Source organism: Lelliottia sp. 7254-16, assembly GCF_002922995.1.
Classification (GTDB): Bacteria; Pseudomonadota; Gammaproteobacteria; order Enterobacterales; family Enterobacteriaceae; genus Enterobacter; species Enterobacter jeotgali.
On the sequence record NZ_PQVS01000003.1, the window covers coordinates 149,782 to 174,464 of the forward strand.

At 55.3% G+C, this 24,683-nt stretch carries 20 protein-coding genes and 1 pseudogene; 14 read left to right on the forward strand and 7 right to left on the reverse strand.

What is annotated here, in order from left to right; translation table 11 throughout:
- Positions 1–58: 58 nt before the first annotated feature.
- From cydD to infA, 5 genes and pseudogenes are all read left to right on the forward strand, one after another.
- Positions 59–1,825, forward strand: a complete 1,767-nt coding sequence (gene cydD / locus C3708_RS05580; protein WP_103946890.1) for a cysteine/glutathione ABC transporter permease/ATP-binding protein CydD — start codon at positions 59–61, stop codon at positions 1,823–1,825.
- Positions 1,825–3,546, forward strand: a complete 1,722-nt coding sequence (cydC, locus tag C3708_RS05585; protein ID WP_103946891.1) for a cysteine/glutathione ABC transporter ATP-binding protein/permease CydC — start codon at positions 1,825–1,827, stop codon at positions 3,544–3,546. Before cydD ends, cydC begins: the two co-directional genes overlap by 1 nt.
- Before the next feature lie 46 nt (positions 3,547–3,592).
- Positions 3,593–4,297, forward strand: a complete 705-nt coding sequence (gene aat / locus C3708_RS05590) for a leucyl/phenylalanyl-tRNA--protein transferase (protein WP_103946892.1) — start codon at positions 3,593–3,595, stop codon at positions 4,295–4,297.
- A 186-nt stretch (positions 4,298–4,483) separates the two neighbouring features.
- Positions 4,484–4,657, forward strand: a pseudogene (locus tag C3708_RS23845) (hypothetical protein); the annotation flags it as partial.
- Positions 4,585–4,803: a translation initiation factor IF-1 gene (gene infA, locus C3708_RS05595; RefSeq protein WP_002211347.1), complete on the forward strand. Its 219-nt coding sequence runs from the start codon at positions 4,585–4,587 to the stop codon at positions 4,801–4,803. The pseudogene C3708_RS23845 and the gene infA, both read left to right, overlap by 73 nt.
- Positions 4,804–4,872: 69 nt before the next feature.
- Here the strand turns inward: infA and C3708_RS05600 are convergent, their stop codons facing one another.
- The 3 genes from C3708_RS05600 to clpS all read right to left on the reverse strand — a co-directional run bounded on the left by C3708_RS05600 (position 4,873) and on the right by clpS (position 8,291).
- Positions 4,873–5,325, reverse strand: a complete 453-nt coding sequence (locus tag C3708_RS05600; protein WP_095281420.1) for a hypothetical protein — start codon at positions 5,323–5,325, stop codon at positions 4,873–4,875.
- Positions 5,326–5,662: 337 nt separating this feature from the next.
- Complete coding sequence (gene clpA, locus C3708_RS05605; RefSeq protein ID WP_095281419.1) at positions 5,663–7,942, reverse strand: ATP-dependent Clp protease ATP-binding subunit ClpA; 2,280 nt, start codon at positions 7,940–7,942, stop codon at positions 5,663–5,665.
- Positions 7,943–7,970: 28 nt separating this feature from the next.
- Complete coding sequence (clpS, locus tag C3708_RS05610) at positions 7,971–8,291, reverse strand: ATP-dependent Clp protease adapter ClpS (RefSeq protein ID WP_095281418.1); 321 nt, start codon at positions 8,289–8,291, stop codon at positions 7,971–7,973.
- Positions 8,292–8,611: 320 nt separating this feature from the next.
- Between clpS and cspD the strand changes: the two genes are divergently transcribed.
- Complete coding sequence (gene cspD / locus C3708_RS05615) at positions 8,612–8,833, forward strand: cold shock-like protein CspD (protein WP_095281417.1); 222 nt, start codon at positions 8,612–8,614, stop codon at positions 8,831–8,833.
- 120 nt (positions 8,834–8,953) lie between these two features.
- Here cspD and macB read toward each other — a convergent pair whose 3' ends face one another.
- Positions 8,954–10,894, reverse strand: a complete 1,941-nt coding sequence (gene macB / locus C3708_RS05620) for a macrolide ABC transporter ATP-binding protein/permease MacB (protein ID WP_103948721.1) — start codon at positions 10,892–10,894, stop codon at positions 8,954–8,956.
- A complete protein-coding gene (gene macA, locus C3708_RS05625; RefSeq protein WP_095281415.1) occupies positions 10,891–12,006 on the reverse strand; it encodes a macrolide transporter subunit MacA in 1,116 nt (371 codons plus the stop codon). Before macA ends, macB begins: the two co-directional genes overlap by 4 nt.
- Positions 12,007–12,166: 160 nt before the next feature.
- Between macA and C3708_RS05630 the strand changes: the two genes are divergently transcribed.
- The gene (locus tag C3708_RS05630; RefSeq protein ID WP_095284227.1) at positions 12,167–13,123 is read left to right on the forward strand and encodes a VirK/YbjX family protein; all 957 of its coding nucleotides are present in this window, start codon (positions 12,167–12,169) and stop codon (positions 13,121–13,123) included.
- Here the strand turns inward: C3708_RS05630 and C3708_RS05635 are convergent.
- Complete coding sequence (locus C3708_RS05635; RefSeq protein ID WP_103948722.1) at positions 13,120–14,778, reverse strand: ATP-dependent endonuclease; 1,659 nt, start codon at positions 14,776–14,778, stop codon at positions 13,120–13,122. The genes C3708_RS05630 and C3708_RS05635 overlap by 4 nt on opposite strands.
- A 364-nt stretch (positions 14,779–15,142) precedes the next feature.
- On the opposite strand from C3708_RS05635, the gene aqpZ reads away from it, so the two are divergent.
- The 4 genes from aqpZ (at position 15,143) to hcr (ending at position 19,707) form a co-directional block, all read left to right on the forward strand.
- A complete protein-coding gene (aqpZ, locus tag C3708_RS05640) occupies positions 15,143–15,844 on the forward strand; it encodes an aquaporin Z (protein WP_255411544.1) in 702 nt (233 codons plus the stop codon).
- Between the two features lie 188 nt (positions 15,845–16,032).
- A complete protein-coding gene (locus tag C3708_RS05645; RefSeq protein ID WP_095281412.1) occupies positions 16,033–16,932 on the forward strand; it encodes a lysine exporter LysO family protein in 900 nt (299 codons plus the stop codon).
- Between the two features lie 143 nt (positions 16,933–17,075).
- On the forward strand, positions 17,076–18,728 hold the full coding sequence (gene hcp / locus C3708_RS05655) for a hydroxylamine reductase (RefSeq protein WP_103948723.1): 1,653 nt from the start codon (positions 17,076–17,078) through the stop codon (positions 18,726–18,728).
- Positions 18,729–18,738: 10 nt separating this feature from the next.
- Positions 18,739–19,707 carry an NADH oxidoreductase gene (gene hcr / locus C3708_RS05660; protein WP_103948724.1) on the forward strand — a complete coding sequence of 323 codons (969 nt, stop codon included), beginning with the start codon at positions 18,739–18,741 and terminating at the stop codon, positions 19,705–19,707.
- A 104-nt stretch (positions 19,708–19,811) separates the two neighbouring features.
- Here hcr and C3708_RS05665 read toward each other — a convergent pair whose 3' ends face one another.
- Complete coding sequence (locus C3708_RS05665; protein ID WP_095281409.1) at positions 19,812–20,246, reverse strand: DoxX family protein; 435 nt, start codon at positions 20,244–20,246, stop codon at positions 19,812–19,814.
- 153 nt (positions 20,247–20,399) lie between these two features.
- Between C3708_RS05665 and poxB the strand changes: the two genes are divergently transcribed.
- From poxB to C3708_RS05680, 3 genes are read left to right on the forward strand one after another with little or no spacing between them, the layout of a single operon-like run.
- Entirely contained in the window at positions 20,400–22,118 is a 1,719-nt protein-coding gene (poxB, locus tag C3708_RS05670) for a ubiquinone-dependent pyruvate dehydrogenase (protein WP_103948725.1), read from the forward strand.
- Positions 22,119–22,155: 37 nt separating this feature from the next.
- Positions 22,156–23,157, forward strand: coding sequence for a low-specificity L-threonine aldolase (ltaE, locus tag C3708_RS05675; protein ID WP_095281407.1), 1,002 nt, complete (start codon positions 22,156–22,158; stop codon positions 23,155–23,157).
- 10 nt (positions 23,158–23,167) lie between these two features.
- The gene (locus C3708_RS05680) at positions 23,168–24,604 is read left to right on the forward strand and encodes an SDR family oxidoreductase (RefSeq protein WP_103948726.1); all 1,437 of its coding nucleotides are present in this window, start codon (positions 23,168–23,170) and stop codon (positions 24,602–24,604) included.
- The last annotated feature ends 79 nt before the right edge of the window (positions 24,605–24,683 follow it).

Consider the following 24,683-nt stretch of genomic DNA (forward strand, 5'->3'; position numbering starts at 1 on the left):
TTTCCCACGTGTAACATGCGGTTGTCTAATTTCTTATAACTCACCTGCAAAGCGCGTAATGGAAAAAACCCGTCAACAAGAGTTAACTCGCTGGCTAAAACAGCAAAGCGTTATTTCCCGCCGCTGGCTGACTATTTCCCGTGTTTTGGGTCTTATCAGCGGTTTGTTGATTGTTGCCCAGGCATGGCTGCTGGCCCGCATTCTTAACCATATGATTATGGAGAACATTCCGCGCGAGGCAATATTATTGCCCTTTATCGTACTGGTGTTGATCTTTGTTCTTCGCGCCTGGGTGGTCTGGCTGCGCGAACGCGTGGGCTTTTACGCGGGACAGCAGATTCGCTATGAAATCCGTCGTCAGGTCATGGACAGGCTCCAGGACGCGGGTCCCGCCTGGATTCAGGGTAAACCTGCCGGAAGCTGGGCGACGCTGATCCTTGAGCAGATCGACGATATGCACGACTACTACGCCCGCTATCTGCCGCAGATGGCGCTGGCAGTCTGCGTTCCTTTGCTGATCGTGCTGGCGATTTTCCCGTCGAACTGGGTAGCAGCATTGATTCTGCTCGGCACCGCGCCGCTGATCCCGATGTTCATGGCGATGGTCGGCATGGGGGCTGCAGATGCAAATCGACGCAACTTCCTTGCGCTCGGCCGCCTGAGCGGACATTTCCTCGACCGTCTGCGCGGAATGGAAACGTTGCGCGTGTTTGGTCGCGGTGAAGCGGAAATCGAAAACATTCGTCACGCGTCACAGGACTTCCGCCAGCGCACGATGGAAGTGCTGCGCCTGGCGTTCCTCTCCTCCGGCGTGCTGGAGTTCTTCACCTCTCTGTCGATTGCGCTGGTCGCGGTTTACTTTGGCTTCTCCTATCTTGGCGCGCTGGATTTTGGCCACTACGGTACGGCCGTGACGCTCTCAGCCGGTTTCCTGGCGCTGATTCTGGCTCCTGAATTCTTCCAGCCGCTACGCGACCTGGGCACCTTCTATCATGCTAAAGCGCAGGCCGTGGGTGCCGCTGATAGCCTGAAAACGTTCCTGGAAACGCCGCTGGCGCACCCTGAGCGTGGTGATATCACGCTCAACAGCAAACAACCGATCACCGTTCATGCACAAGATTTCTCAGTGTTATCGCCGGAAGGTAAAGTGCTGGCCGGACCGCTTAGCTTCACGCTCTCTGCGGGTCAAAGAGTTGTTCTGGTGGGGATCAGCGGTTCAGGGAAAAGCTCGTTGCTGAATGCCTTATCCGGATTTATGGCTTACACCGGCTCGTTGCAGATCAACGGAACGGAACTGCGGTTACTGGAACCTGACGCCTGGCGCAAACAGCTCAGTTGGGTGGGACAAAACCCACAGCTACCGGCCTCAACGTTGCGCGAAAACGTGCTGCTGGCGCGTCCTGACGCCCGCGAAGATGAGCTACAGTCGGTACTAGACCGCGCATGGGTCAGCGAGTTTCTGCCAATGCTGCCAAACGGCGTCGATACCGTCGTGGGCGATCAGGCAGCAGGATTATCCGTCGGCCAGGCGCAGCGAATCGCCGTGGCGCGCGCATTGTTGAATCCAAGCCAACTAATGCTGCTGGACGAACCCGCCGCCAGTCTGGATGCCCACAGCGAACAGCGCGTCATGCAGGCACTCAATGATGCGTCACGCCTGCAGACTACGCTGATGGTGACCCACCAGCTCGAAGGCATTTCCGAATGGGATCAGATCTGGGTAATGGAAAACGGTCTTATCGTCGAGAGTGGTGATTACGCCACGCTCGCTGCCGCAGAGGGGCCATTTGCCGCCCTGCTGGCTAATCGTCAGGAGGATATTTAATGCGCGCCTTACTGCCGTATCTCGCCCTGTACAAACGCCATAAATGGATGCTGACGCTGGGCATTGTGCTGGCTATCGTTACCCTTCTGGCAAGCATCGGATTGCTGACGCTTTCCGGCTGGTTCCTGTCGGCCTCTGCGGTCGCGGGTGTTGCCGGCCTTTACAGTTTTAACTACATGCTGCCCGCTGCAGGCGTGCGTGGCACCGCGATTGCCCGTACCGCCGGACGCTATTTTGAACGACTGGTCAGCCACGATGCGACCTTCCGCGTCCTTCAACACCTGCGCATTTTCACCTTCAGTAAACTGCTGCCACTCTCCCCTGCCGGACTGGCGCGTTTTCGTCAGGGCGAATTGCTCAACCGCGTTGTCGCCGATGTCGATACGCTGGATCACCTTTATTTGCGCGTCATCTCTCCATTGGTTGGCGCCTTTGTGGTGATCGTCACCGTCACGCTGGGCCTCTGCGTGCTCGACGTGCCTATTGCGCTTACGCTTGGCGGCATTATGTTGCTTACGCTTCTCCTGCTGCCGCCGCTGTTTTATCGCGCGGGAAAATCGACCGGGGAAAATCTGACCCGTCTGCGCGGTGACTATCGCCAGCAACTGACCTCCTGGCTGCAAGGCCAGGCAGAGCTGACCATTTTTGGTGCCAGCCGCCGCTATCGTGCTCGGATGGAAAGCACAGAACTCAGCTGGCATGAAGCGCAGCGCCGACAGTCTGAACTGACGGCCCTTTCCCAGGCACTGATGATGCTGATTGGCGGGATTGCGGTAATCGCGATGCTGTGGATGGCGTCGGGTGGTGTTGGCGGAAACACTCAGCCGGGTGCGCTGATTGCGCTGTTTGTCTTCTGCGCGCTGGCGGCATTTGAAGCCCTCGCCCCGGTCACCGGTGCTTTCCAGCATCTCGGCCAGGTGATTGCCTCAGCGGTACGCATTACGCAGATCACCGAGCAAGAACCGGAAGTTCAGTTCACTTCACGGCAAGATGCTGCCCCTGAATCTGTGGCAGTGCAGATTAAAGAGGTGACGTTTGCCTACGACGGACAAGCACAAAACGCACTGGATGGCATTAGTCTGACAGTTCCGGCGGGCCAGCACGTTGCTATTCTGGGGCGAACCGGCTGCGGTAAATCCACTCTGCTGCAACTGCTTACCCGTGCCTGGGACCCACGCCTGGGTGAAATTCTGTTTAACGACACAGCGCTGACCGACTTTAGCGAACCGGCCCTGCGTAAGGCTATCAGCGTCGTCCCGCAGCGCGTACATCTGTTCAGCGCGACGCTTCGCGACAACCTGCTGCTGGCATCACCGAATGCCTCTGACAGTGAATTAGGCGCCATGCTGGAGCAGGTCGGGCTGCAAAAACTGCTCGAAGGCGATGGCTTAAACGAGTGGCTTGGTGAAGGCGGTCGTCAACTTTCGGGTGGTGAGTTACGTCGTCTGGCGGTTGCGCGTGCGCTGCTGCACGATGCACCGCTGATGTTGCTTGATGAACCGACGGAAGGACTGGATGCCACAACCGAAAGCCAAATCCTTGATTTATTGGCGCAAGTCATGAAAAACAAAACCGTGCTGATGGTGACGCATCGTCTGCGCGGACTGGCGAATTTTGACCAAATAATTGTAATGGACAACGGACACATTATTGAGCAAGGTAGTCACGCAGAGCTGTTAGCAAAACAGGGGCGCTACTACCAGTTTAAACAACGTCTGTAGACTATATTTGAACCGATCCTAACTCGCGTAGTGGAGTTTCGTTGTCATGCGCCTGGTCCAGCTTTCTCGTCATAATATTGCGTTCCCTTCGCCAGAGGGAGCGTTACGTGAACCCAATGGGCTGCTGGCGCTTGGCGGTGATTTAAGCCCGGCGCGCCTGCTGATGGCCTATCAGCGTGGTATTTTTCCGTGGTTCTCCCCAGGAGACCCCATTCTGTGGTGGTCTCCCGATCCTCGTGCGGTACTGTTGCCTTCACAGTTTCACCTGAGCCGCAGCATGAAACGCTTTCATGCTAAATCCCCCTATCGCGTCACGCTCAACCATGCCTTCGGGTTGGTTATCGAAGGCTGCGCCAGCGATCGTCTCGAAGGCACCTGGATAACCCATGATATTGTCGATGCGTATCATCGTTTACATGAACTGGGCCACGCGCATTCCATCGAAGTATGGGATAACGGCGAACTGGTCGGGGGAATGTACGGTGTAGCGCAAGGCACCCTCTTTTGCGGCGAGTCAATGTTCAGTCGCGCGGTCAATGCATCCAAAACTGCCCTGCTGGTATTTTGCGATCAATTTGCTCAGAACGGCGGGCAACTGGTGGATTGCCAGGTGCTGAACGAACACACCGCGTCGCTGGGCGCCGAAGAAATTTCACGTCGTCATTATCTGGAAAAGCTCGACGCCATGCGTTTGCAGAAGCTGCCGCAGAATTTTTGGGTGCCGAGAACGCTCTTTATGCCTCCGGTGTAAATGTTTTCCGCCCATTTCTGATGAGGAGTGTTATAATTGGTGCCGCAGAGTAGGTTCAGCCTGTTGCCCCGCCGCCGTTTGGGAATCCTTCGCACCAGATAACGTCCTTGCGTTTATCCGTCGCCTCCCCTTTACGAATGCGCTTCTCGTACGGTTATACCGTGACGACTGGGCAATACGCCGAAACTGTTTTGTTGCGTTTTAAACGCACAATTCTTTACTTAATTGATGAATTTCGGCATTATCTTGCCGGTTCAAAACTTGGTAGTGATACCCCAGAGGATTAGATGGCCAAAGAAGACAATATTGAAATGCAGGGTACCGTACTTGATACGTTACCTAACACCATGTTCCGCGTAGAACTGGAAAACGGTCACGTGGTAACCGCGCACATCTCCGGTAAAATGCGCAAAAACTACATCCGTATCCTGACGGGCGACAAAGTGACTGTTGAGCTGACCCCGTACGACCTGAGCAAAGGCCGCATTGTCTTCCGTAGTCGCTAATTGTTTTCGCCAGTAAAGGCGTAGAGATATTTAAAAAGGTCGGGGAATCCCCGGCCTTTTTTATTTCCGCTATAAACCAGGTTGAGCGGGTAAATGTATTACTAACTGCGGTTGATGCGACACAACTAAATCATTCCCCATGTCATGCGTAATATCGTGAAGCAGGCCAGTAAGATGCGGGAGCATATCGCGATCAAAATGAGAAACCAGCAAAACGTGATTTAAGGCACGGCAGTAATCGCATTTCACTTCCGTCTCCTCCAGCAACCATTCTCTTTTTTTCGGCTTTTCCGCTTCTTCCTCCAAATCAACGACGTAAAAATCGCTCATCGATTCAGCCAGTTCTTGTTTTACGATACCAAGATAAGCGTCAAGACAGCGGCAAATGGGCTGTAGTTGCGGAAGAGAGTTACAGCTTATAAGGATTTCGGTCATGAGATTGCAGCGCTCGGCAAGCGCAGGAAGATCTGGTTTGCGAGCCAGTTCGCTGTAGAGGCTGGAATTATTACGTTCGATAGTCATCATTCACCCTTAATGCACGCGAAATTATCCGCACACGTTTTTCAGGACGCCAATCCCGGCACCTGATTTTGCAGGTGCGCCGCCATTTTATTACTGTGATTTTATCCAGCAATAATCAGATGTAGATTCTGGAAAACGCCTCGCAAAATTTCAGCGGCTCAAGATATTCATCTTGTGAAGGTATCGCAGTGAGGAACGTGAGATGCGCAGCGTCACCACAGAGCCGCAAGTTCCCCCTCACCCTAACCCTCTCCCTCAAGGGAGAGGGGATTGATAGGGCCGAAAACAGGCATAAAAAAACCGGGCTTTCACCCGGTTTTTGTCAAAACGATCAAACTCAGTGAGCCGCTTCAGGCTTATGCTTCTGCGCACTCTGGAAGTCGTACGTCAACTCCCCTTTCGCCTGATCCAGCGCTACCGTCACTTGACCCCCGTCCACCAGCGAACCGAACAGCAGTTCGTTAGCCAGCGGTTTTTTCAGGTTGTCCTGGATAGCTCGCGCCATCGGACGCGCGCCCATCGCACGGTCGTAGCCTTTCTCAGCCAGCCAGTTGCGGGCCTCCTGGCTTACTTCCAGCGACACGCCTTTCTGATCCAGTTGAACCTGCAGCTCGACGATGAACTTGTCCACCACCTGATGGATCACCTCGGTAGATAAGTGATCGAACCAGATAATGTTGTCCAGGCGGTTACGGAACTCAGGCGTGAAGATCTTTTTGATCTCTTCCATCGCATCGGTGCTGTTATCCTGGTGGATCAGGCCGATCGATTTACGTTCCGTTTCACGCACACCGGCGTTGGTGGTCATCACCAGCACCACGTTACGGAAGTCCGCTTTGCGCCCGTTGTTGTCGGTCAGCGTCCCGTTGTCCATCACCTGCAAGAGGATATTGAACACGTCCGGGTGCGCTTTCTCGATTTCATCGAGCAGCAGTACCGCGTGCGGATGCTTGATCACCGCGTCAGTGAGCAGGCCGCCCTGGTCAAAGCCGACGTATCCCGGAGGCGCACCAATCAAACGGCTGACGGTGTGGCGTTCCATGTACTCGGACATATCAAAGCGCAGCAGCTCAATGCCCAACGCTTTAGACAGCTGTACCGTCACCTCGGTTTTCCCGACACCGGTTGGACCGGCAAACAGGAAGGAACCGACCGGTTTATGCTCGTGACCCAGACCCGCACGGGCCATTTTAATGGCTTCGGTTAACGCCTCAATGGCTTTATCCTGACCAAACACCAGCATTTTCAGACGGTCGCCAAGGTTTCTCAGGGTATCGCGGTCGCTCTGAGAAACACTCTTCTCAGGGATACGCGCGATACGCGCCACCACGGATTCGATATCCGCCACGTTGACAGTTTTTTTGCGTTTGCTGATCGGCATCAGACGCGCCCGCGCGCCCGCTTCGTCGATCACATCAATCGCTTTATCCGGCAGATGACGATCGTTGATGTATTTCACCGCCAGCTCCACCGCCGCACGCACCGCTTTGGCGGTGTAACGCACGTCGTGGTGCGCTTCGTACTTCGGTTTCAGGCCGTTAATAATCTGCACGGTTTCTTCAACGGACGGCTCAGTAATATCGATTTTCTGGAAGCGGCGCGCCAGCGCACGGTCTTTCTCAAAAATATTGCTGAATTCCTGATAGGTAGTCGAGCCCATGACCCGAATCTTGCCGCTGGAGAGCAGCGGTTTGATCAGGTTAGCGGCATCCACCTGGCCGCCAGACGCCGCGCCTGCGCCGATGATGGTGTGGATTTCATCGATAAACAGGATGCTGCTGGTGTCTTGCTCCAGCTGTTTCAGCAACGCTTTAAAGCGTTTTTCAAAATCACCGCGGTATTTGGTGCCTGCCAGCAGAGAGCCGATATCCAGCGAATAGATGGTGCAATCGGCCATGATTTCCGGGACATCGCCCTGAACAATACGCCAGGCCAGCCCTTCGGCAATCGCAGTTTTACCTACGCCTGATTCACCCACCAGCAGCGGGTTGTTCTTGCGGCGACGGCACAGTACCTGAATCGCGCGTTCCAGCTCTTTGTCGCGGCCAATCAGCGGGTCGATTCCGCCGACGCGAGCAAGCTGGTTAAGATTGGTGGTGAAGTTTTCCATACGATCCTCCCCGCCTGCTTGCTCTTCATTGTTATTGACCTGATTGCTGGAGTCCGACGCCTGATTCGGTTCGTCTTTTCGCGTTCCGTGAGAGATAAAGTTCACCACGTCGAGTCGGCTGACTTCGTGTTTGCGCAGCAGGTACGCAGCTTGCGACTCCTGCTCGCTGAAGATGGCAACCAGCACATTCGCGCCAGTCACTTCGCTACGGCCAGAGGACTGGACGTGGAACACCGCACGCTGTAAAACGCGCTGGAAGCTGAGCGTCGGTTGAGTATCGCGCTCCTCTTCGCTGACGGGCAGCACCGGTGTCGTTTGTTCGATGAAGGCTTCGAGTTCCTGACGCAACGCCACCAGATCCACGGAGCAGGCTTCCAGCGCTTCGCGGGCAGATGGGTTGCTGAGCAGTGCAAGCAGCAGGTGCTCAACGGTCATAAACTCATGACGGTGCTCACGCGCTCTGGCGAAAGCCATGTTTAAACTGAGTTCCAGTTCTTGATTGAGCATAGGCACCTCCCCCAATTTTTATGCCTTTTCAGGCTTTTTCCAGCGTACACAGCAATGGATGCTCGTTCTCCCTTGCGTATTCGTTCACCATCGCCACTTTGGTTTCGGCCACTTCAGCAGTAAAAACGCCGCAGATGGCTTTGCCTCGATAGTGAACGGTGAGCATCAATTGCGTTGCACGTTCTACATCATAAGAAAAGAACTTTTGTAGCACGTCAATAACAAATTCCATCGGCGTGTAATCATCGTTCATTAACATCACTTTATACATAGATGGCGGTTTTAGCGCGTCGCGCACTTTATCTTCCGCCAGCTGGTCAAAATCCAGCCAGTCGTTGGTCTTACCCATTGTCAGTCGTCATCATCGGTTACGGTTTCCGGCAGAACATTTTTCGCTGACAGGCATTGATACCTATTCTGAATCTACCTCAGATATCAGATAACAAACATCTATTACTGCCATCCGCGATGTCTGTCACATTCCCGTCAATAGCGTTAACTGCTTCAAATTTTGGTTGATTATTGTCCCAACTCCAGCGCCTGACACTTGACGAGAAGGTTGGTTTATCTAAATTGTACAAGCGTGAGTTGGCGAGGTTTTGAACAGCCCCCACTCCACCACCGGTTCATTCCATCTTACTTAATAAGATATACGAAGGATGTCGAAGCATGGAAATGGGTACTGTTAAGTGGTTCAACAACGCCAAAGGGTTCGGGTTCATCTGCCCTGAAGGCGGCGGCGAAGATATCTTCGCGCACTATTCCACCATTCAGATGGATGGTTACAGAACACTAAAAGCCGGACAATCGGTCCAGTTTGATGTTCACCAGGGGCCAAAAGGCAATCATGCCAGCGTCATTGTGCCCATTGAAGCAGAAGCTGTCGCATAGCCCTCTGATTCATTGTGTACATCCTGTCGTCAAAATGCCAGCCCGATCGGCTGGCATTTTTATTTCCAGCGCGTGTTGCCCGGCGGCGCTACGCTTGCACGGGCCTACAAAACCAATCACTTACTCGCGGGCTAATGCGTCTACCGGGTCAAGCCGTGCCGCATTGCGGGCCGGTAGCCAGCCAAACAACACGCCCGTCGCCGTCGAACATAAAAACGCCGTCAGCAGCGCGAAAGGTGAGAATCCAATTTCCCAGCCCGGTAAAAACAGCTGCAGCGTAAAGGCGATCAGCATCGACAGCGTGATACCAAACGCACCGCCCACCAGACACACCAGTACCGCTTCAATCAGAAACTGTTGCAGCACATCGCTGGCCCGCGCACCGACCGCCATACGGATGCCGATTTCGCGCGTTCGCTCCGTCACCGACACCAGCATGATATTCATCACCCCGATTCCCCCCACCACCAGCGAAATCACCGCCACCAGCGTCAGGAACATCTGAAGAGTACGTGTGGTCTTTTCCGCCGTTTTCAAGACGCCGTCCATATTCCAGGTGAAGAAATCTTTCTTCCCGTGACGCAGAGTGAGCAAACGTTCGATCTGCTGCTCGGCCTGGGTGCTGTCGTAGCCTTCCTTCACCCGTACGGTGATCGAGTTGAGCCACGACTGCCCCATGATTCGCCCGGAAATAGTGGTGTACGGCAGCCAGACGCGCAGGATTTTACTGCTGCCAAACATCGACTGTTTCTCTTCCGCCACGCCAATCACCGTTGCAGGCATGTTGCCCACCAGAATCACCTCCCCGACCACGCTGGTTTTGTTGGGGAATAGCTGTTTGCGCGAATTACTGTCTAGCACCACCACCTGCGCCCGTCCTGCAAGCTGCTCGGCGTTGAAGGTTGCGCCTTCACTGAAGGTCATGCCGTAGACGTTGAAATAATCGCCGCTTACGCCGTTAGCGCTGGCCGCCACGTCGATATTGCCGTAGCGCAGACGCAGGTTTTGCGACACCGCAGGCGTAGCAGAATTGACCCACGGCTGTTTTTGCAGTGCCACCAGGTCATCGTATTTCAGCGCCTGCTGATTTTGCGGCTCGTCGTCACCAAAGTCTTTGCCCGGATAGACGTCAATGGTATTGGTGCCAATCGCGCGGATATCCGCCAGCACCAGTTGTTTAGCCGCGTCGCCCACCACCACAATCGACACCACCGAGGCGATGCCGATAATAATGCCGAGCATGGTCAGCAGCGTGCGCATTTTGTTTGCCACCATCGCCAGCCAGGCCATCGTCAGCGCCTCGCGGAATCCGCTGACGAACTGCCCCCAGCCCATCGGGGGTGGCAGAATGTCTTTCTGTATACCGGCATGGCTTTTCTTTGCAGGCGGATTACTGATGAGTTCGCCATCGTGGATTTCGATGATCCTTTCTGCCTGCGCCGCCACCTGCGGATCGTGGGTGACGATAATCACCGTATGCCCCTGATCGCGCAGCTGATGCAGGATCGCCATCACCTCTTCGCCCGAATGGCTGTCCAACGCTCCGGTCGGTTCATCGGCCAGAATCACCTGCCCGCCGTTCATCAGCGCTCGCGCAATACTCACGCGCTGCTGCTGTCCGCCGGAAAGCTGCGATGGTTGATAATCAATACGATCGGCCAGGCCAAGACGCGTCAGCAGAGCCTGAGCGCGCTCAAGACGCTTTTTACGCTCCACACCGGCATACACTGCCGGAACTTCCACATTCTGCACCGCCGTCAGGTGTGAAAGCAGATGGTAGCGCTGGAAGATAAATCCAAAATGTTCACGGCGAAGTTTTGCCAGCGCATCGCTGTCGAGGGTCGAAATATCCGTTCCCGCCACGCGATAGGTTCCGCTGGTCGGTTTATCCAGACAGCCGAGAATGTTCATCAGCGTCGATTTCCCGGACCCCGATGCCCCGACGATAGCAACCATCTCTCCGGCCTCTACGCGCAGCGAAATGCCTTTCAGCACCTCGACCGCGCCGTCCCCGGAAGGATAGCTACGACGAATATCGTTCAGCTCCAGCAACGCCATTATTGAGCCGCTCCCGGCAGGCTTTCGCTGGTCACGACTTCATCACCCTCTTCCAGGCCTTTAAGGATCACCACGTCCGTATCGTTTCGCTCGCCAATTTCGACCTCACGTTCGCGGGTTTCGCCATTGCGCAGCACTTTCACCTTGTAGCGATTATTACCTGCCGGTTCACCCAGCGCGGCCAGCGGTACGGTGAGCACATCTTTCACACCCGTTAGCTGGATGTGAACCTGCGCAGTCATATCCAGACGCAGCACACCTTTGGGATTGGGCACTTCAAAACGGGCGTAATAGAAAATCGCATCGTTGACCTTCTCCGGCGTCGGCAGGATATCTTTCAGGACGCCTTCATAGCGGGTATTCGGATCGCCTAGCACGGTAAACCAGGCTTTCTGCCCCGGTTTCAGGTGGATAACGTCGGCCTCGGAAACCTGGGCTTTCACCAGCATGGTGCCCATATCCGCCAGCGTCAGAATGTTCGGCGCCTGCTGCGCGGCGATCACTGTCTGACCCTGCAAGGTGGTAATTTGCGTCACTTCTCCAGCCATCGGAGCCACAATGCGGGTGTAATCGAGATTGGTTTTCGCCGTGTCGAGTGATGCCTGGTTACGTTTGATTTGTGCGTCAATGGTGCCAATCTGCGCCTGTTTGACGGCAAGCTCTGTACTGGCAGTATCCAAATCCTGACGGGAAACCGCCTGCGTTTTTGCCAGCGCCTGCTGACGTCCCAGCGTCACCCTTGCCAGATTGCGTTCCGCTTCTGCCTGGCTGCGCTGAGCGCGTAATTCCATTAGCGTCGCTTCTACTTCGCGGATCTGGTTTTCCGCCTGCTCGGGATCGATCACCCCCAGAAGCTGGCCTTTTTTCACTTTGTCGCCAATCTCAACTGACAGCGTTTTTAACTGACCGCTGACCTGCGCACCCACGTCAACTTTGCGCAGGGCATCGAGCTTGCCGGTCGCCAGCACGCTTTGTTGCAGTTCACCAGGGCGCACAATCAGCGTCTGATAGTGTGGAACAGGCGCGTTCAATACCTGCCAGAGCCAGAAACCGCCCACCAGCACGACAACGGCCAACAGCAAAAACAGCTTCCTGCGTTTTCCCTTGAGATTCATAAATATTCCAAATAAATGTTCTGGCAATCATAAACGTTGATTCTATCTAAACTGTTCCTCAACGAAACCCCCGTTTTTTGTCTCACCGATCGTTTGTTGACGAGATGTTGATTAAACCCCTGCTGAAATAGAGATCTTGTCCAGGAAGCCAGGAATGATCATGTCTTCAATCGTCGATATAACGTCTTCACAACAGTCTCTGCCGAAATCCGGCTGGCGGCTTTTTCTAAACCTTGCATCCGGCGAATTTACGCCAGGACTTGCGTGGCAAAACCCCTCCTATCGACGTAAATTTATGGTGCGATCACTGGCGACACCGTTCAGCACCGCGCGTCTGCTGGCGAGCCTGGCAAAACAGCCTCGTTTACTGCAAATGTTGCAAGTTCAGCCGGGGCTTCCGTGCCGTTTGCACCGCCCGTGGCTGTCCGTCTCGATGAACCGTCAAAAAACTCTGGAAGCGCTGGGCTGGCATTACCAGACCATGAATAAAGCTCTCCCGGCCACGCTGATGAACGGTTACTTATCAAAACAAGGTGTCACGTTGTTGACACTAACCGGCAAAGACGAGCAGCAGTTTACTGTTCGTCTGTGTGCGGATGCGTTCCTCGACAAAGAGGGGGAAGCGACGCTGGCCTTTTGCGATCACCAGAACACCGTGTTGGCCGAAATGACGTTCACCCTTTGCTCGTTCGAAGGGAAAACGACGCTATTTATTGGCGGCCTGCAAGGGGCGAAAGCCTTTGTGCCGCATGAATTAATCCAGGGCGCAACGAAAGCCTGCCACGGCCTGTTCCCTAAACGTCTGCTGCTGGAAGCCGCAATGACCCTGGGGTCCGTGTTCCCGGTTGAGCAGATTATGGCCGTCAGCAACGCCACCCACATCTATCGCAGCTGGCGTTATCGCAAGAAAAAAGAGGGCAAACTGCTGGCGGATTACGACAGTTTCTGGCTTTCACTCGGCGGCGAACAGAAAGCAAACGGCCACTTCCAGCTGCCGCTTGAAATGGCGCGCAAACCGATGGAAGAGATCGCGAGCAAAAAACGCTCCGAATATCGCCGTCGTTACGAACTGCTGGACAGCCTGATCGATCAGGTCAAACAGGCTGCCCGCAATTAATCGGCTTTCCCGCGTGCCAGCCACAGCACGCGGGAAAACATTTTGCGCAGTAACGTAGGTACCGATTCAACGCCCCTTCTTCCCGCTTCCGCCGCCACTTCAATCGCCAGGTCCGGTTTCGATGAACGGTGAATGGCTTTGGCAATCACGCGGCGCATATTCATCGGCACATCCGGCGAAATCATCGCCACGCGATGAAACACATCCCCGAACCCCTGGCGATACATAAAGTGTTCCATGTCCATCGCCGGTAATTCCGTGAGATGCTCGCGCTCCTCTTCCCGATTGTTGTTCAGCAAGCCGCGCACGGTACTGGCGTATTTTTTCCCGGCCTCGTCACCGTCAACCAGTACATGCCATTCGATGCCCATTCGGCGGGCAAACTTGATCAGCGGTTTTAATCCCGACTGAGCAAACTCAATAACTTTGATCCCTTCCGCGTCGAAATGGTGACCGCACTGACGTGCCAGCTCGTTAATCACCCAGGTTTCTGTTTCGCCCTCGACCAGTAACCAGCAGCGGGCAAACAGCGACGACGCGCGGTTAAAGCGAATGTGAAACGCAATCCGGCGACCATCTTCGGGGCTTAATCCCCCCGGCCCCAGACGAAATGCGGTAACGCGCGACGATTCACGCACCAGGCGACAGACATGTTCAACCGGCGTCAGTGAAAGCAGCTCGCCCGAATTGGTGGTAGTAATGCGCTGAAGCGGCAGCAGATTCAGAAGGTGCCACGCCACTGAGAGCATGATCGGGTGCAGCCGCGTTTCCGGGTCTTCCACCAGCAGCAGCGGGCGCGCATCGCGATCCAGACGCACCGCGCCTTTCGCCTGCAATAGCGTGGAGAACAAACCCAGCAGGATCACCCGATGCGCCCGTCCGCCGGGTTTGTCGATCATGCGGTTGATGATATCGAGATAGCGCCAGCTGCGTTGTTCATCGTGCGAGCGACGTCGCATCAGGCGGTTGTGCGTTTGCGAAATACCCTGTTCGGAAAAGTAGTGCTCCAGCAATTGCACCATCGCTGAAAGCCCCTGGCGAATCTGTCCATCCGTCAGATTCTGCGGGCGTGCCACCAGTTCGCGGGCTAAAAAATCCAGCTCGCGGGCGGTGACTTCTACCGCCGGAAGATTGGGAACCGAACCGTTGCGGATTCGACGCATAAAGCGCGCATCACGCAGGCGTAAAACCGGCATCAGGCGCACCAGATGCCCGGCCAGCGCATCAATATCCTCAAGGGGAATCAATTGCCCACGGGCATCCATAAATCCGCGCAGGGTCAGAACGCTGTCGTCTTCTGCCAGCTCGCCTTCAAGACGGTAAAAAATACGCTGATAGCCATCATCGGAGGCCGTCCAGCAGAGTGAGAGCGGTCGATAGCGCCGTACGCGATGACGACCTGGCTCAAGCTCACGAAAGGTCAGAACGATATGCAGATGGTGCTCACGCCCTTGAATATCGCCCGGCGGAAACCAAAAGTCCTCCCGAACGAAGCTGTAAAGGTCTGCTTCCGGCGAAAGCAACAGGGTTAACGCATCCAGAAGGCTGGATTTACCCCAGGCGTTTTCCCCGATCAGCACGTTGTTCTGCTCCAGCATTAACGATAAACGGTTAATACCGCGAAACCCGACGATCTCCACACGTTCGAGAAACATAAATCCCCCGTGAAATGCTCACTTTTTCCTTCAAGTTATCAGCAGTATAGCGGGCAGTGGTGTGACACGACACCTTAACATTTCCCCATTATTATGTGGCAGAGGGTAAAAATCAGAATTTGCTCCACGGCTTTCGTTTGAAACATATTAATCAGCATAAGATACTACTCATCCTGAATTGGGCTATGCTTTATTTCTGCCCAGTCCGAACAAGGATTAACATCACATTGCCATAAATCAAATTAATTAGATTTATTTAACTGGCGAAGGGGTGTTGTTGGTTTTTAAAATAATGGCTCTTTGAGTCGTCCCCTTTAGGCGATTTAGTAGCCCGTGCGCAGGACCGCGCGCGGAAATTAACGAGGTGGTTATGTTTAGAAAATTAGCAGCGGAGTGCTTCGGCACATTCTGGCTGGTGTTTGGTGGTTGTGGTAGCGCCGTTCTGGCAGCAGCATTCCCGGAATTAGGTATTGGTTTCGCGGGCGTGGCCTTAGCTTTTGGCTTAACCGTATTAACTATGGCCTTTGCCGTGGGCCATATTTCCGGCGGCCACTTTAACCCGGCGGTCACATTAGGTCTGTGGGCAGGCGGTCGTTTCCCGGCGAAAGATGTGATTGGCTATATTATTGCGCAGGTGGTTGGCGGCATTATTGCAGCAGCGGTACTGTACGTGGTGGCCAGCGGTAAAGCAGGCTTCGACGCAGCAGCAAGCGGCTTTGCTTCTAACGGCTATGGCGAACATTCGCCGGGCGGTTTCTCTATGCTGTCGGCGATTGTGATTGAAATTGTCCTGACCGCTGGCTTCCTGCTGGTGATTCACGGTGCAACAGATAAACACGCTCCAGCCGGTTTTGCACCGATTGCTATCGGCCTGGCACTGACCCTGATTCACCTGATCAGCATTCCGGTGACCAATACTTCTGTTAACCCTGCACGTAGCACCGCAGTGGCGATCTTCCAGGGTGGCTGGGCACTGCAGCAGCTGTGGTTGTTCTGGGTGATGCCGATTGTTGGCGGTATCCTCGGCGGCCTGCTGTACCGTACGCTGCTGGAAAAACGCGACTGATAGATTGTGCACAAGGTAAATGCAAAACGGCGACTTCGGTCGCCGTTTTTTATGTTTTCTCCCTCTGCCTATGGGAGAGGGCCGGGATGAGGGCATCAGGCCGCACCGATTGTCTCTTTGACTGCGCAGCCGGAATTGGGTAGTGTCACACGCGCGATTCGGACATTCAAAAAAGGACCCGGCTGTTCATGTTTTCAGGACTCTTAATCATTCTACTGCCGCTGGTAGTGGGCTACCTTATTCCCCTTCGTCATGCGTCGGCATTAAAACTCATTAATCGCTTTCTGAGCTGGATTGTTTACGTGATCCTGTTTTTCATGGGAATAAGCCTCGCCTTCCTGGATAACCTGGCCGCCAATTTACTCTCTATCCTTCATTATTCTGTTGTGACTATTGTGGTTATTCTGCTGTGCAATATTGCTGCGCTATTTTGGCTTGAGCGCTCACTGCCGTGGAAAAATCACCACCAGCAGGAAAAATTGCCTTCACGAATTGCAATGGCGCTGGAGTCATTAAAATTATGCGGCGTGGTGGTACTCGGCTTTTTACTGGGCCTGACCGGTTTAGCTTTTTTACAGCACGCCACCGAAGCCAGTGAATATACCCTGATCTTCCTGTTATTCCTGATTGGTATCCAATTACGTAACAATGGGATGACGCTTAAGCAAATTGTTTTAAATCGCCGCGGTATGATCGTCGCGGTAGTTGTCGTCGGCAGTTCGCTCATTGGCGGCGTCATTAACGCCTTTATTCTCGATCTGCCGCTCAAAACTGGGCTGGCAATGGCCTCTGGTTTTGGCTGGTATTCTCTGTCCGGTATTTTAATGACCGAATCGTTCGGCCCGGTGATCGGCAGCGCGGCGTTCTTTAACGATCTGGGTCGCGAGCTTATCGCCATCATGTTAATTCCTGGCCTGGTGCGCAAAAGCCGCTCCACGGCGCTCGGCCTGTGTGGCGCAACGTCGATGGACTTTACGCTACCTGTCCTGCAACGCTCAGGCGGTCTGGAACTGGTCCCTGCCGCCATCGTACACGGTTTTATCCTGAGCCTGCTGGTGCCAATCCTGATGGCGCTGTTCTCCGCGTAATACCTCTCTGGCGGTAGGTCTCTGCCGCCAAAATTGCGTTAAATCAATCTCCCTTTACTTTGTAGCAGAAAGGCCTTTTCTCTGCGCATCCACAAGCATAACCTTAAACATGTATATCAAATATAACTTTAACAGGTGTCATTATGTTTTGTGTGCAATGTGAACAAACCATCCGTACCCCAGCCGGCAACGGCTGCTCCTACGCGCAGGGCATGTGCGGGAAAACCGCCGAAACGTCTGACCTGCAAGATCTGCTGATTGCCGCCCTGCAAGGCCTGTCCGCCTGGGCGGCAAAAGCGCGCGAATACGGCATTGTCGATCACTACATTGACAACTTCGCCCCGCGCGCATTTTTCTCGACGCTGACTAACGTTAACTTCGATTCACCGCGTATCGTCGGTTACGCCCGCGAAGCTATCGCCCTGCGCGAAGCGCTGAAAGCACAAAGCCTGCAAGCTGATGCCAACGCTACCGTGAATAACCCAATGGCCAGTCTGCAACTGGTGAGCGACGATCTGGGCGAACTGCAGCGTCAGGCCGCGGAATTCACCCCGAACAAAGATAAAGCAGCAATCGGCGAAAACATTCTCGGCCTGCGCCTGCTGTGCCTGTACGGCCTTAAAGGTGCGGCGGCCTATATGGAACACGCCCACGTTCTCGGTCAGTACGACAACGATATCTACGCCCAGTACCACAAAATCATGGCGTGGCTCGGCACCTGGCCTTCCGATATGAACGCTCTGCTCGAGTGTTCCATGGAAATCGGCCAGATGAACTTCAAAGTGATGAGCATTCTGGATGCGGGCGAAACCAGCACCTACGGCCATCCGACACCTACGCAGGTCAACGTTAAAGCCACTGCCGGGAAATGCATTCTGATTTCCGGTCACGATCTGAAAGATCTCTATAACCTGTTGCAACAGACCGAAGGCACGGGCGTAAACGTCTACACCCACGGCGAAATGCTGCCTGCCCACGGCTATCCGGAGTTGCGTAAATTCAAACATCTGATCGGGAACTACGGCAGCGGCTGGCAGAACCAGCAGGTCGAGTTCGCCCGCTTCCCTGGCCCTATTGTGATGACCTCAAACTGCATCATCGATCCGACCGTGGGCGCGTATGACGATCGTATCTGGACCCGCAGCATCGTCGGTTGGCCGGGCGTGAGCCACCTTGAAGGCGATGATTTTGCCCCGATTATTGCCCAGGCACAGCAGATGGCAGGCTTCCCGTTCAGCGAAATCGAACACCTGATTACCGTCGGCTTTGGCCGCGAAACCCTGCTCGGTGCAGCGGATTCCCTGATCGACCTGGTGAGCCGTGAAAAGCTGCGCCACATCTTCCTGGTCGGCGGCTGCGACGGCGCGCGCGGAGAACGTAACTATTTCACTGACTTTGCGACCAGCGTTCCGCACGACTGCCTGATCCTGACTCTGGCGTGCGGTAAATACCGCTTCAATAAACTGGACTTCGGCGATATCGAAGGCCTGCCGCGCCTGATCGATGCTGGTCAATGTAACGATGCCTACTCGGCGATCATTCTGGCTGTGACGCTTGCCGAGAAACTGGGCTGCGGCGTGAACGATCTGCCGCTGTCGCTGGTGCTTTCATGGTTCGAGCAGAAAGCAATCGTGATCCTGCTGACGCTGCTGTCACTCGGCGTGACCAACATTGTCACCGGCCCGACGGCGCCAGGCTTCCTGACCCCGGATCTGCTGGCCGTGCTGAACGAGAAATTTGGTCTGCGTTCCGTGACCACCGTAGAAGAAGACATGCAGCAACTGCTGAGCGCGTAAGGAGTTTTTCATGACGATGCCAACCTCACAATGCCCGTGGCGGATGCAGGTTCATCACATCCATCAGGAGACGCCGGATGTGTGGACGCTGTCGCTGCTGTGCCATGATTTTTACCCGTATCGCGCCGGTCAGTATGCGCTGGTCAGTGTCCGCAATTCAGCGGACACCTTGCGCGCCTACACCCTCTCCTCAACGCCGGGCGTGAGTGAATACATCACGCTCACCGTGCGGCGGATCGATGACGGTGCGGGCTCTCAGTGGCTGACCAACGAGGTGAAGCGCGGGGATTATCTGTGGCTCTCCGACGCGCAGGGGGATTTCGTTTGCGACGACAAAGCCGACGATAAATTCCTGATGCTGGCGGCAGGTTGCGGCGTGACGCCGGTGATGTCGATGCGTCGCTGGCTGGCGAAGAACCGCCCGCAGGCTGACGTACAGGTAATCTTCAGCGTTCGTTCGCCGGAAGATGTCATTTTTGCCGACGAGTGGCGCCATTATCCGGTCACTCTGGTGGCAGAAAACAACGCCACTCACGGTTTTGTGGCGGGACGCCTAAGCCGCGAACTGCTGCAAAGCTTGCCGGATATTGCGTCGCGCACCGTGATGACCTGCGGCCCTGCGCCGTATATGGAGATCGTGGAGAAAGAGGTGAAAGCGCTCGGCGTGACCCGCTTCTTTAAAGAGCAGTTCTTTACGCCAGTGGCAGAAGCGGCAACCAGCGGGGTGAAATTCACCAAACTGCAGCCTGCGCAGACCTTCTTCGGGCGTGTCGGCACCACGCTGCTGGAAGCCCTGGAAAGCAATAAGGTTCCGGTAGTGGCGGCCTGTCGCGCGGGCGTGTGCGGTTGCTGTAAAACGAAAGTGGTTTCCGGCGAGTATTCTGTCAGCAGCACCATGACGCTGACGGACGCGGAAATTGCCGAGGGTTACGTGCTGGCATGTTCATGCCATCCGCAAGGTGATTTGGTTCTGGCATAACTCTTTGCGAACTGCGCCGGGCGGCACTACGTTTGCCCGGCCTGCGGTATCGCACAAACCTGTAGGCCCGGTAAGCGTCAGCGCCACCGGGCATTTTTTTATTCTTAACGCCAGGCCGGATCCCGCGCCAGCGCATACCGCCCTGCCCCCATAAACGCCACGGCCAGCGCGCCGATGAAGAAATAGACCAGGCTTTCAATCGCCCAGGCCCCGACTGCATCCAGCGCGAAGGTTTTGCCGGTTCCCACCATCAGCCACGCCACAATCATGGTAAACGCCAGCACCAGCGCCGCCGGACGCGTGAGGATCCCCAGCACGATCAGAATCGGCGCCACCACCTCACCAATCAGCACGCCATAGGCGATAAACCCCGGTAACCCTTTCTCCACCAGCATCCCGCTGATAAATCCCACACCGCCAAACAGCTTGTGCAAACCGTGAAACAGCATCAGTCCGCCGACCGCCAGACGTAATAACAGCTTGCCGAAATCGTCGTGAGTTAGCGTTTTATTAACAGCAATTAACAATGATTTAACCATTTGAAATGATTCCTGTTTTCACCCGAGGTTCAATCAGAATATGTCGAATTGTTGCACAAAGAAAGTCACTATTTATCAGGGGGATTATTCAGGCATAACCGCCAGTTTCTTCTAAGCTTGTAAGCGTTATCACAAAAACGGAGATGGACAACCATGAAACAGACCGTAGCGGCTTACGTGGCAAAAACCCTGGAACAGGCTGGCGTTAAACGCATCTGGGGCGTCACCGGCGATTCTCTGAACGGTTTAAGCGACAGCCTCAACCGAATGGGCACCATTGACTGGATGCCGACCCGTCACGAAGAGGTGGCGGCCTTTGCCGCAGGTGCTGAAGCGCAGCTGACGGGCGAACTGGCGGTGTGCGCTGGCTCGTGCGGGCCGGGCAACCTGCATCTGATTAACGGTCTGTTCGACTGCCATCGCAACCACGTTCCGGTGCTGGCGATAGCGGCGCATATTCCGTCGAGCGAAATCGGCAGCGGCTATTTTCAGGAGACGCATCCGCAGGAGCTGTTCCGTGAATGTAGCCACTATTGCGAACTGGTCTCCACGCCGGAGCAGATCCCGCAGGTGATGGCCATCGCCATGCGTAAAGCGATCCTTAATCGCGGCGTGTCGGTGGTGGTGCTGCCGGGTGACGTGGCGCTCAAAGCCGCGCCGGAGGGCGCAAGTACCCACTGGTATCACGCGCCGCAGCCGGTCGTCATACCGGCGGAAGAGGAGCTGAAAAAACTGGCGCAACTCCTGCGCTACTCCAGCAATATTGCCCTGCTGTGCGGCAGCGGCTGTGCGGGGGCGCATAAAGAGTTAGTGGAATTTGCCGGAAAAATTAAAGCGCCGATTGTTCACGCCCTGCGCGGTAAAGAGCATGTGGAATACGATAACCCTTACGATGTCGGGATGACCGGCCTGATTGGTTTCTCATCCGGGTTCCACACCATGATGAACGCCGACACCCTGGTGCTGCTCGGCACCCAGTTCCCCTATCGTGCATTCTACCCAAGTGATGCCAAAATCATTCAGATCGACATTAATCCCGGCAGCATCGGCGCGCACAGTAAAGTCGACATGGCGCTGATCGGGGATATCAAATCGACGCTTGCCGCGCTACTCCCGCATCTGGAGGAGAAAACCGATCGCAAGTTCCTCGACAAGGCGCTCAGCGACTATCGTGACGCACGCAAAGGGCTGGACGATCTCGCCAAACCGAGCGAGAAAGCCATTCACCCGCAGTACCTCGCCCAACAGATCAGTCATTTCGCCTCTGACGACGCCATTTTCACCTGCGATGTCGGGACGCCCACCGTCTGGGCGGCACGCTATCTGAAGATGAACGGCAAACGCCGCCTGATTGGCTCGTTCAACCACGGCTCAATGGCCAACGCCATGCCGCAGGCGCTGGGCGCACAAGCCACTGCACCGGAAAGACAGGTCGTCGCGATGTGCGGTGACGGCGGGTTCAGTATGCTGATGGGCGATTTCCTCTCGGTGGTGCAGATGAAGCTTCCGCTGAAAATCGTGGTGTTTAATAACAGCGTGTTAGGTTTTGTGGCGATGGAGATGAAAGCCGGTGGATACCTTACGGACGGCACCGAACTACACGACACCAATTTTGCGAAGATCGCCGAAGCCTGCGGCATTACTGGTATCCGCGTGGAAAAAGCGGCGGACGTCGACGAAGCGCTGCAACGCGCTTTCTCTATCGACGGCCCGGTGTTGGTGGACGTGGTGGTCGCCAAAGAAGAACTGGCTATCCCGCCGCAGATCAAACTGGAGCAGGCCAAAGGCTTTAGCCTGTATATGTTGCGCGCCATTATCAGCGGGCGCGGCGACGAGGTTATCGAACTGGCAAAAACCAACTGGCTCAGGTAAAACAGTCGGCATTGCCTTTAAATAATAGGGAAATGCCATGATTGATTTACGCAGTGATACCGTTACCCGTCCGAGTCGCGCCATGCTCGAAGAGATGATGGCCGCCCCGGTCGGGGATGACGTTTACGGAGACGATCCTACCGTCAATGAACTTCAGCGCTACGCCGCCGAATTAAGCGGCAAAGAGGCGGCGCTGTTCCTGCCGACTGGCACGCAGGCCAATCTAGTGGCATTGCTCAGCCACTGCGAGCGCGGCGAAGAGTACATCGTCGGCCAGGGCGCACATAATTATCTGTACGAAGCCGGTGGTGCGGCAGTGCTCGGCAGCATTCAGCCGCAGCCTATCGACGCCGCCGCTGACGGCTCCCTTCCGCTGGATAAAGTGGCGGCCAAAATCAAAGCCGACGATATTCACTTTGCTCGCACCAAACTGCTGAGTCTGGAAAATACCCACAACGGCAAAGTGCTGCCGCGTGAGTATCTGAAAGACGCGTGGGAGTTCACCCGCGAGCGCAAACTCTGTCTGCACGTCGACGGCGCGCGTATTTTTAACGCCGTGGTGGAATACGGCTGCGAGCTGAAAGAGATCACCCAATATTGCGACTCGTTCACCATCTGCCTGTCGAAAGGGCTGGGAACGCCGGTTGGCTCGCTGCTGGTCGGGAATGCGGAGTACATCAAGCGCGCCAACCGCTGGCGTAAAATGACCGGCGGCGGAATGCGTCAGGCCGGGATTCTGGCGGCAGCCGGACTGTACGCTCTGAAAAATAATGTCGCCCGCCTAAAAGACGATCACGACAACGCCGCCTGGATGGCGACGCAACTGCGCGAGATTGGCGCGGACGTGATGCGCCACGACACCAATATGCTGTTTGTACGCGTCGGCGAAGAAAATGCGGCAGCGCTGGGCGAATTTATGAAAGCACGCGGCGTGCTGATGAATGCCTCACCGATTGTGCGTCTGGTGATGCATCTCGACGTGAGCCGCGAACAGCTGGCGGAAGTGGTGAAACACTGGCAGGCCTTTTTACAGCGTTAAGGAGCACGACGTGTCGCAACGAATTCTGGTGCTCGGCGCCAGTGGGTATATCGGTCAACATCTGACGACGGCGCTCAGCCAGCACGGACATCAGGTGCTGGCAGCGGCACGTAATGTGGAACGCCTGGAAAAACTTAACCTGCCTAACGTCACCTGCCATACGGTCGATCTTAACTGGCCAAAGGCGCTGCCCGCGCTGCTGGAGGGCGTCGATACGCTCTATTATCTGGTACACAGCATGGGCGAAGTCGGCGACTTTATCGCTCATGAGCGCCAGGTTGCACTGAACGTGCGCGATGCGCTGCTCCAGACGCCGGTGAAGCAGGTCATTTTTCTCAGCTCGCTCCAGGCGCCGGAAAACGAACAGTCCGACCATCTGCGCGCCCGTCAGTTGACGGGCGAAATGCTGCGCAGCGCGGGGATTCCGGTGACGGAACTGCGGGCAGGCATTATCGTCGGCGCCGGTTCTGCGGCCTTCGAAGTGATGCGCGATATGGTTTATAACCTGCCGGTGCTCACGCCACCGCGCTGGGTACGCTCGCGCACCACGCCGATTGCGCTGGAAAACCTGCTGCACTATCTGGTCGAGCTGCTGAATCATCCGACAGAAAACCACCGGGTGCTGGAAGCCGCCGGGCCGGAAGTCCTGAGCTATCAGGAACAATTCGAGCACTTTATGACCGTCAGCGGCCGCCGTCGCTGGCTGGTACCCATTCCCTTCCCCACCAGCTGGATTTCGGTGTGGTTTTTGAATGTGATCACTTCGGTTCCACCGACCACCGCCAAGGCGCTGATCCAGGGGCTGAAACACGATCTGCTGGCCGACGACCGCGAGCTGCGGGCACTGATTCCGCAGGATCTGATCCGCTTCGACGACGCTGTACGCGATACGCTTAAGGAAGAAGAAAAACTGGCCAACTCCAGCGACTGGGGGTATGACGCTCAGGCCTTTGCCCGCTGGCGGCCGGAATACGGTTATTATCCGAAGCAGGCCGGTTGCACCGTGAAAACCACCGCCAGCCTCGCCGCGCTGTGGGAAGTCATCAACCAGATCGGCGGCAAAGAGCGCTATTTCTTCGGCAATATTCTCTGGACGACGCGTGGGATGATGGATCTGCTGGTCGGGCATAAGCTGGCCAAAGGCCGTCCTGCCCATCCGTATTTGCAGACGGGTGATAACGTCGACAGCTGGAAGGTGATTATCGTCGAGCCGGAAAAACAGCTGGCGTTGCTGTTCGGGATGAAAGCGCCAGGCCTGGGTCGGCTATGCTTTACGTTGAAGGACAAAGGCGATCATCGCGAGCTGGACGTTCGCGCCTGGTGGCACCCACACGGAATGCCAGGGCTGTTCTACTGGCTATTTATGATCCCGGCGCATCTGTTCATCTTCCGGGGTATGGCGAAGCGTATTGCGCATCTTGCAGAAGGAATGACGGAAAAAGTCTGATTAATCCTCTGATTCTTTCACCTTTCCCATTGCAACATGACGTAATTCACGGAAGAATGCGCACGAAATTCTTTTCAAC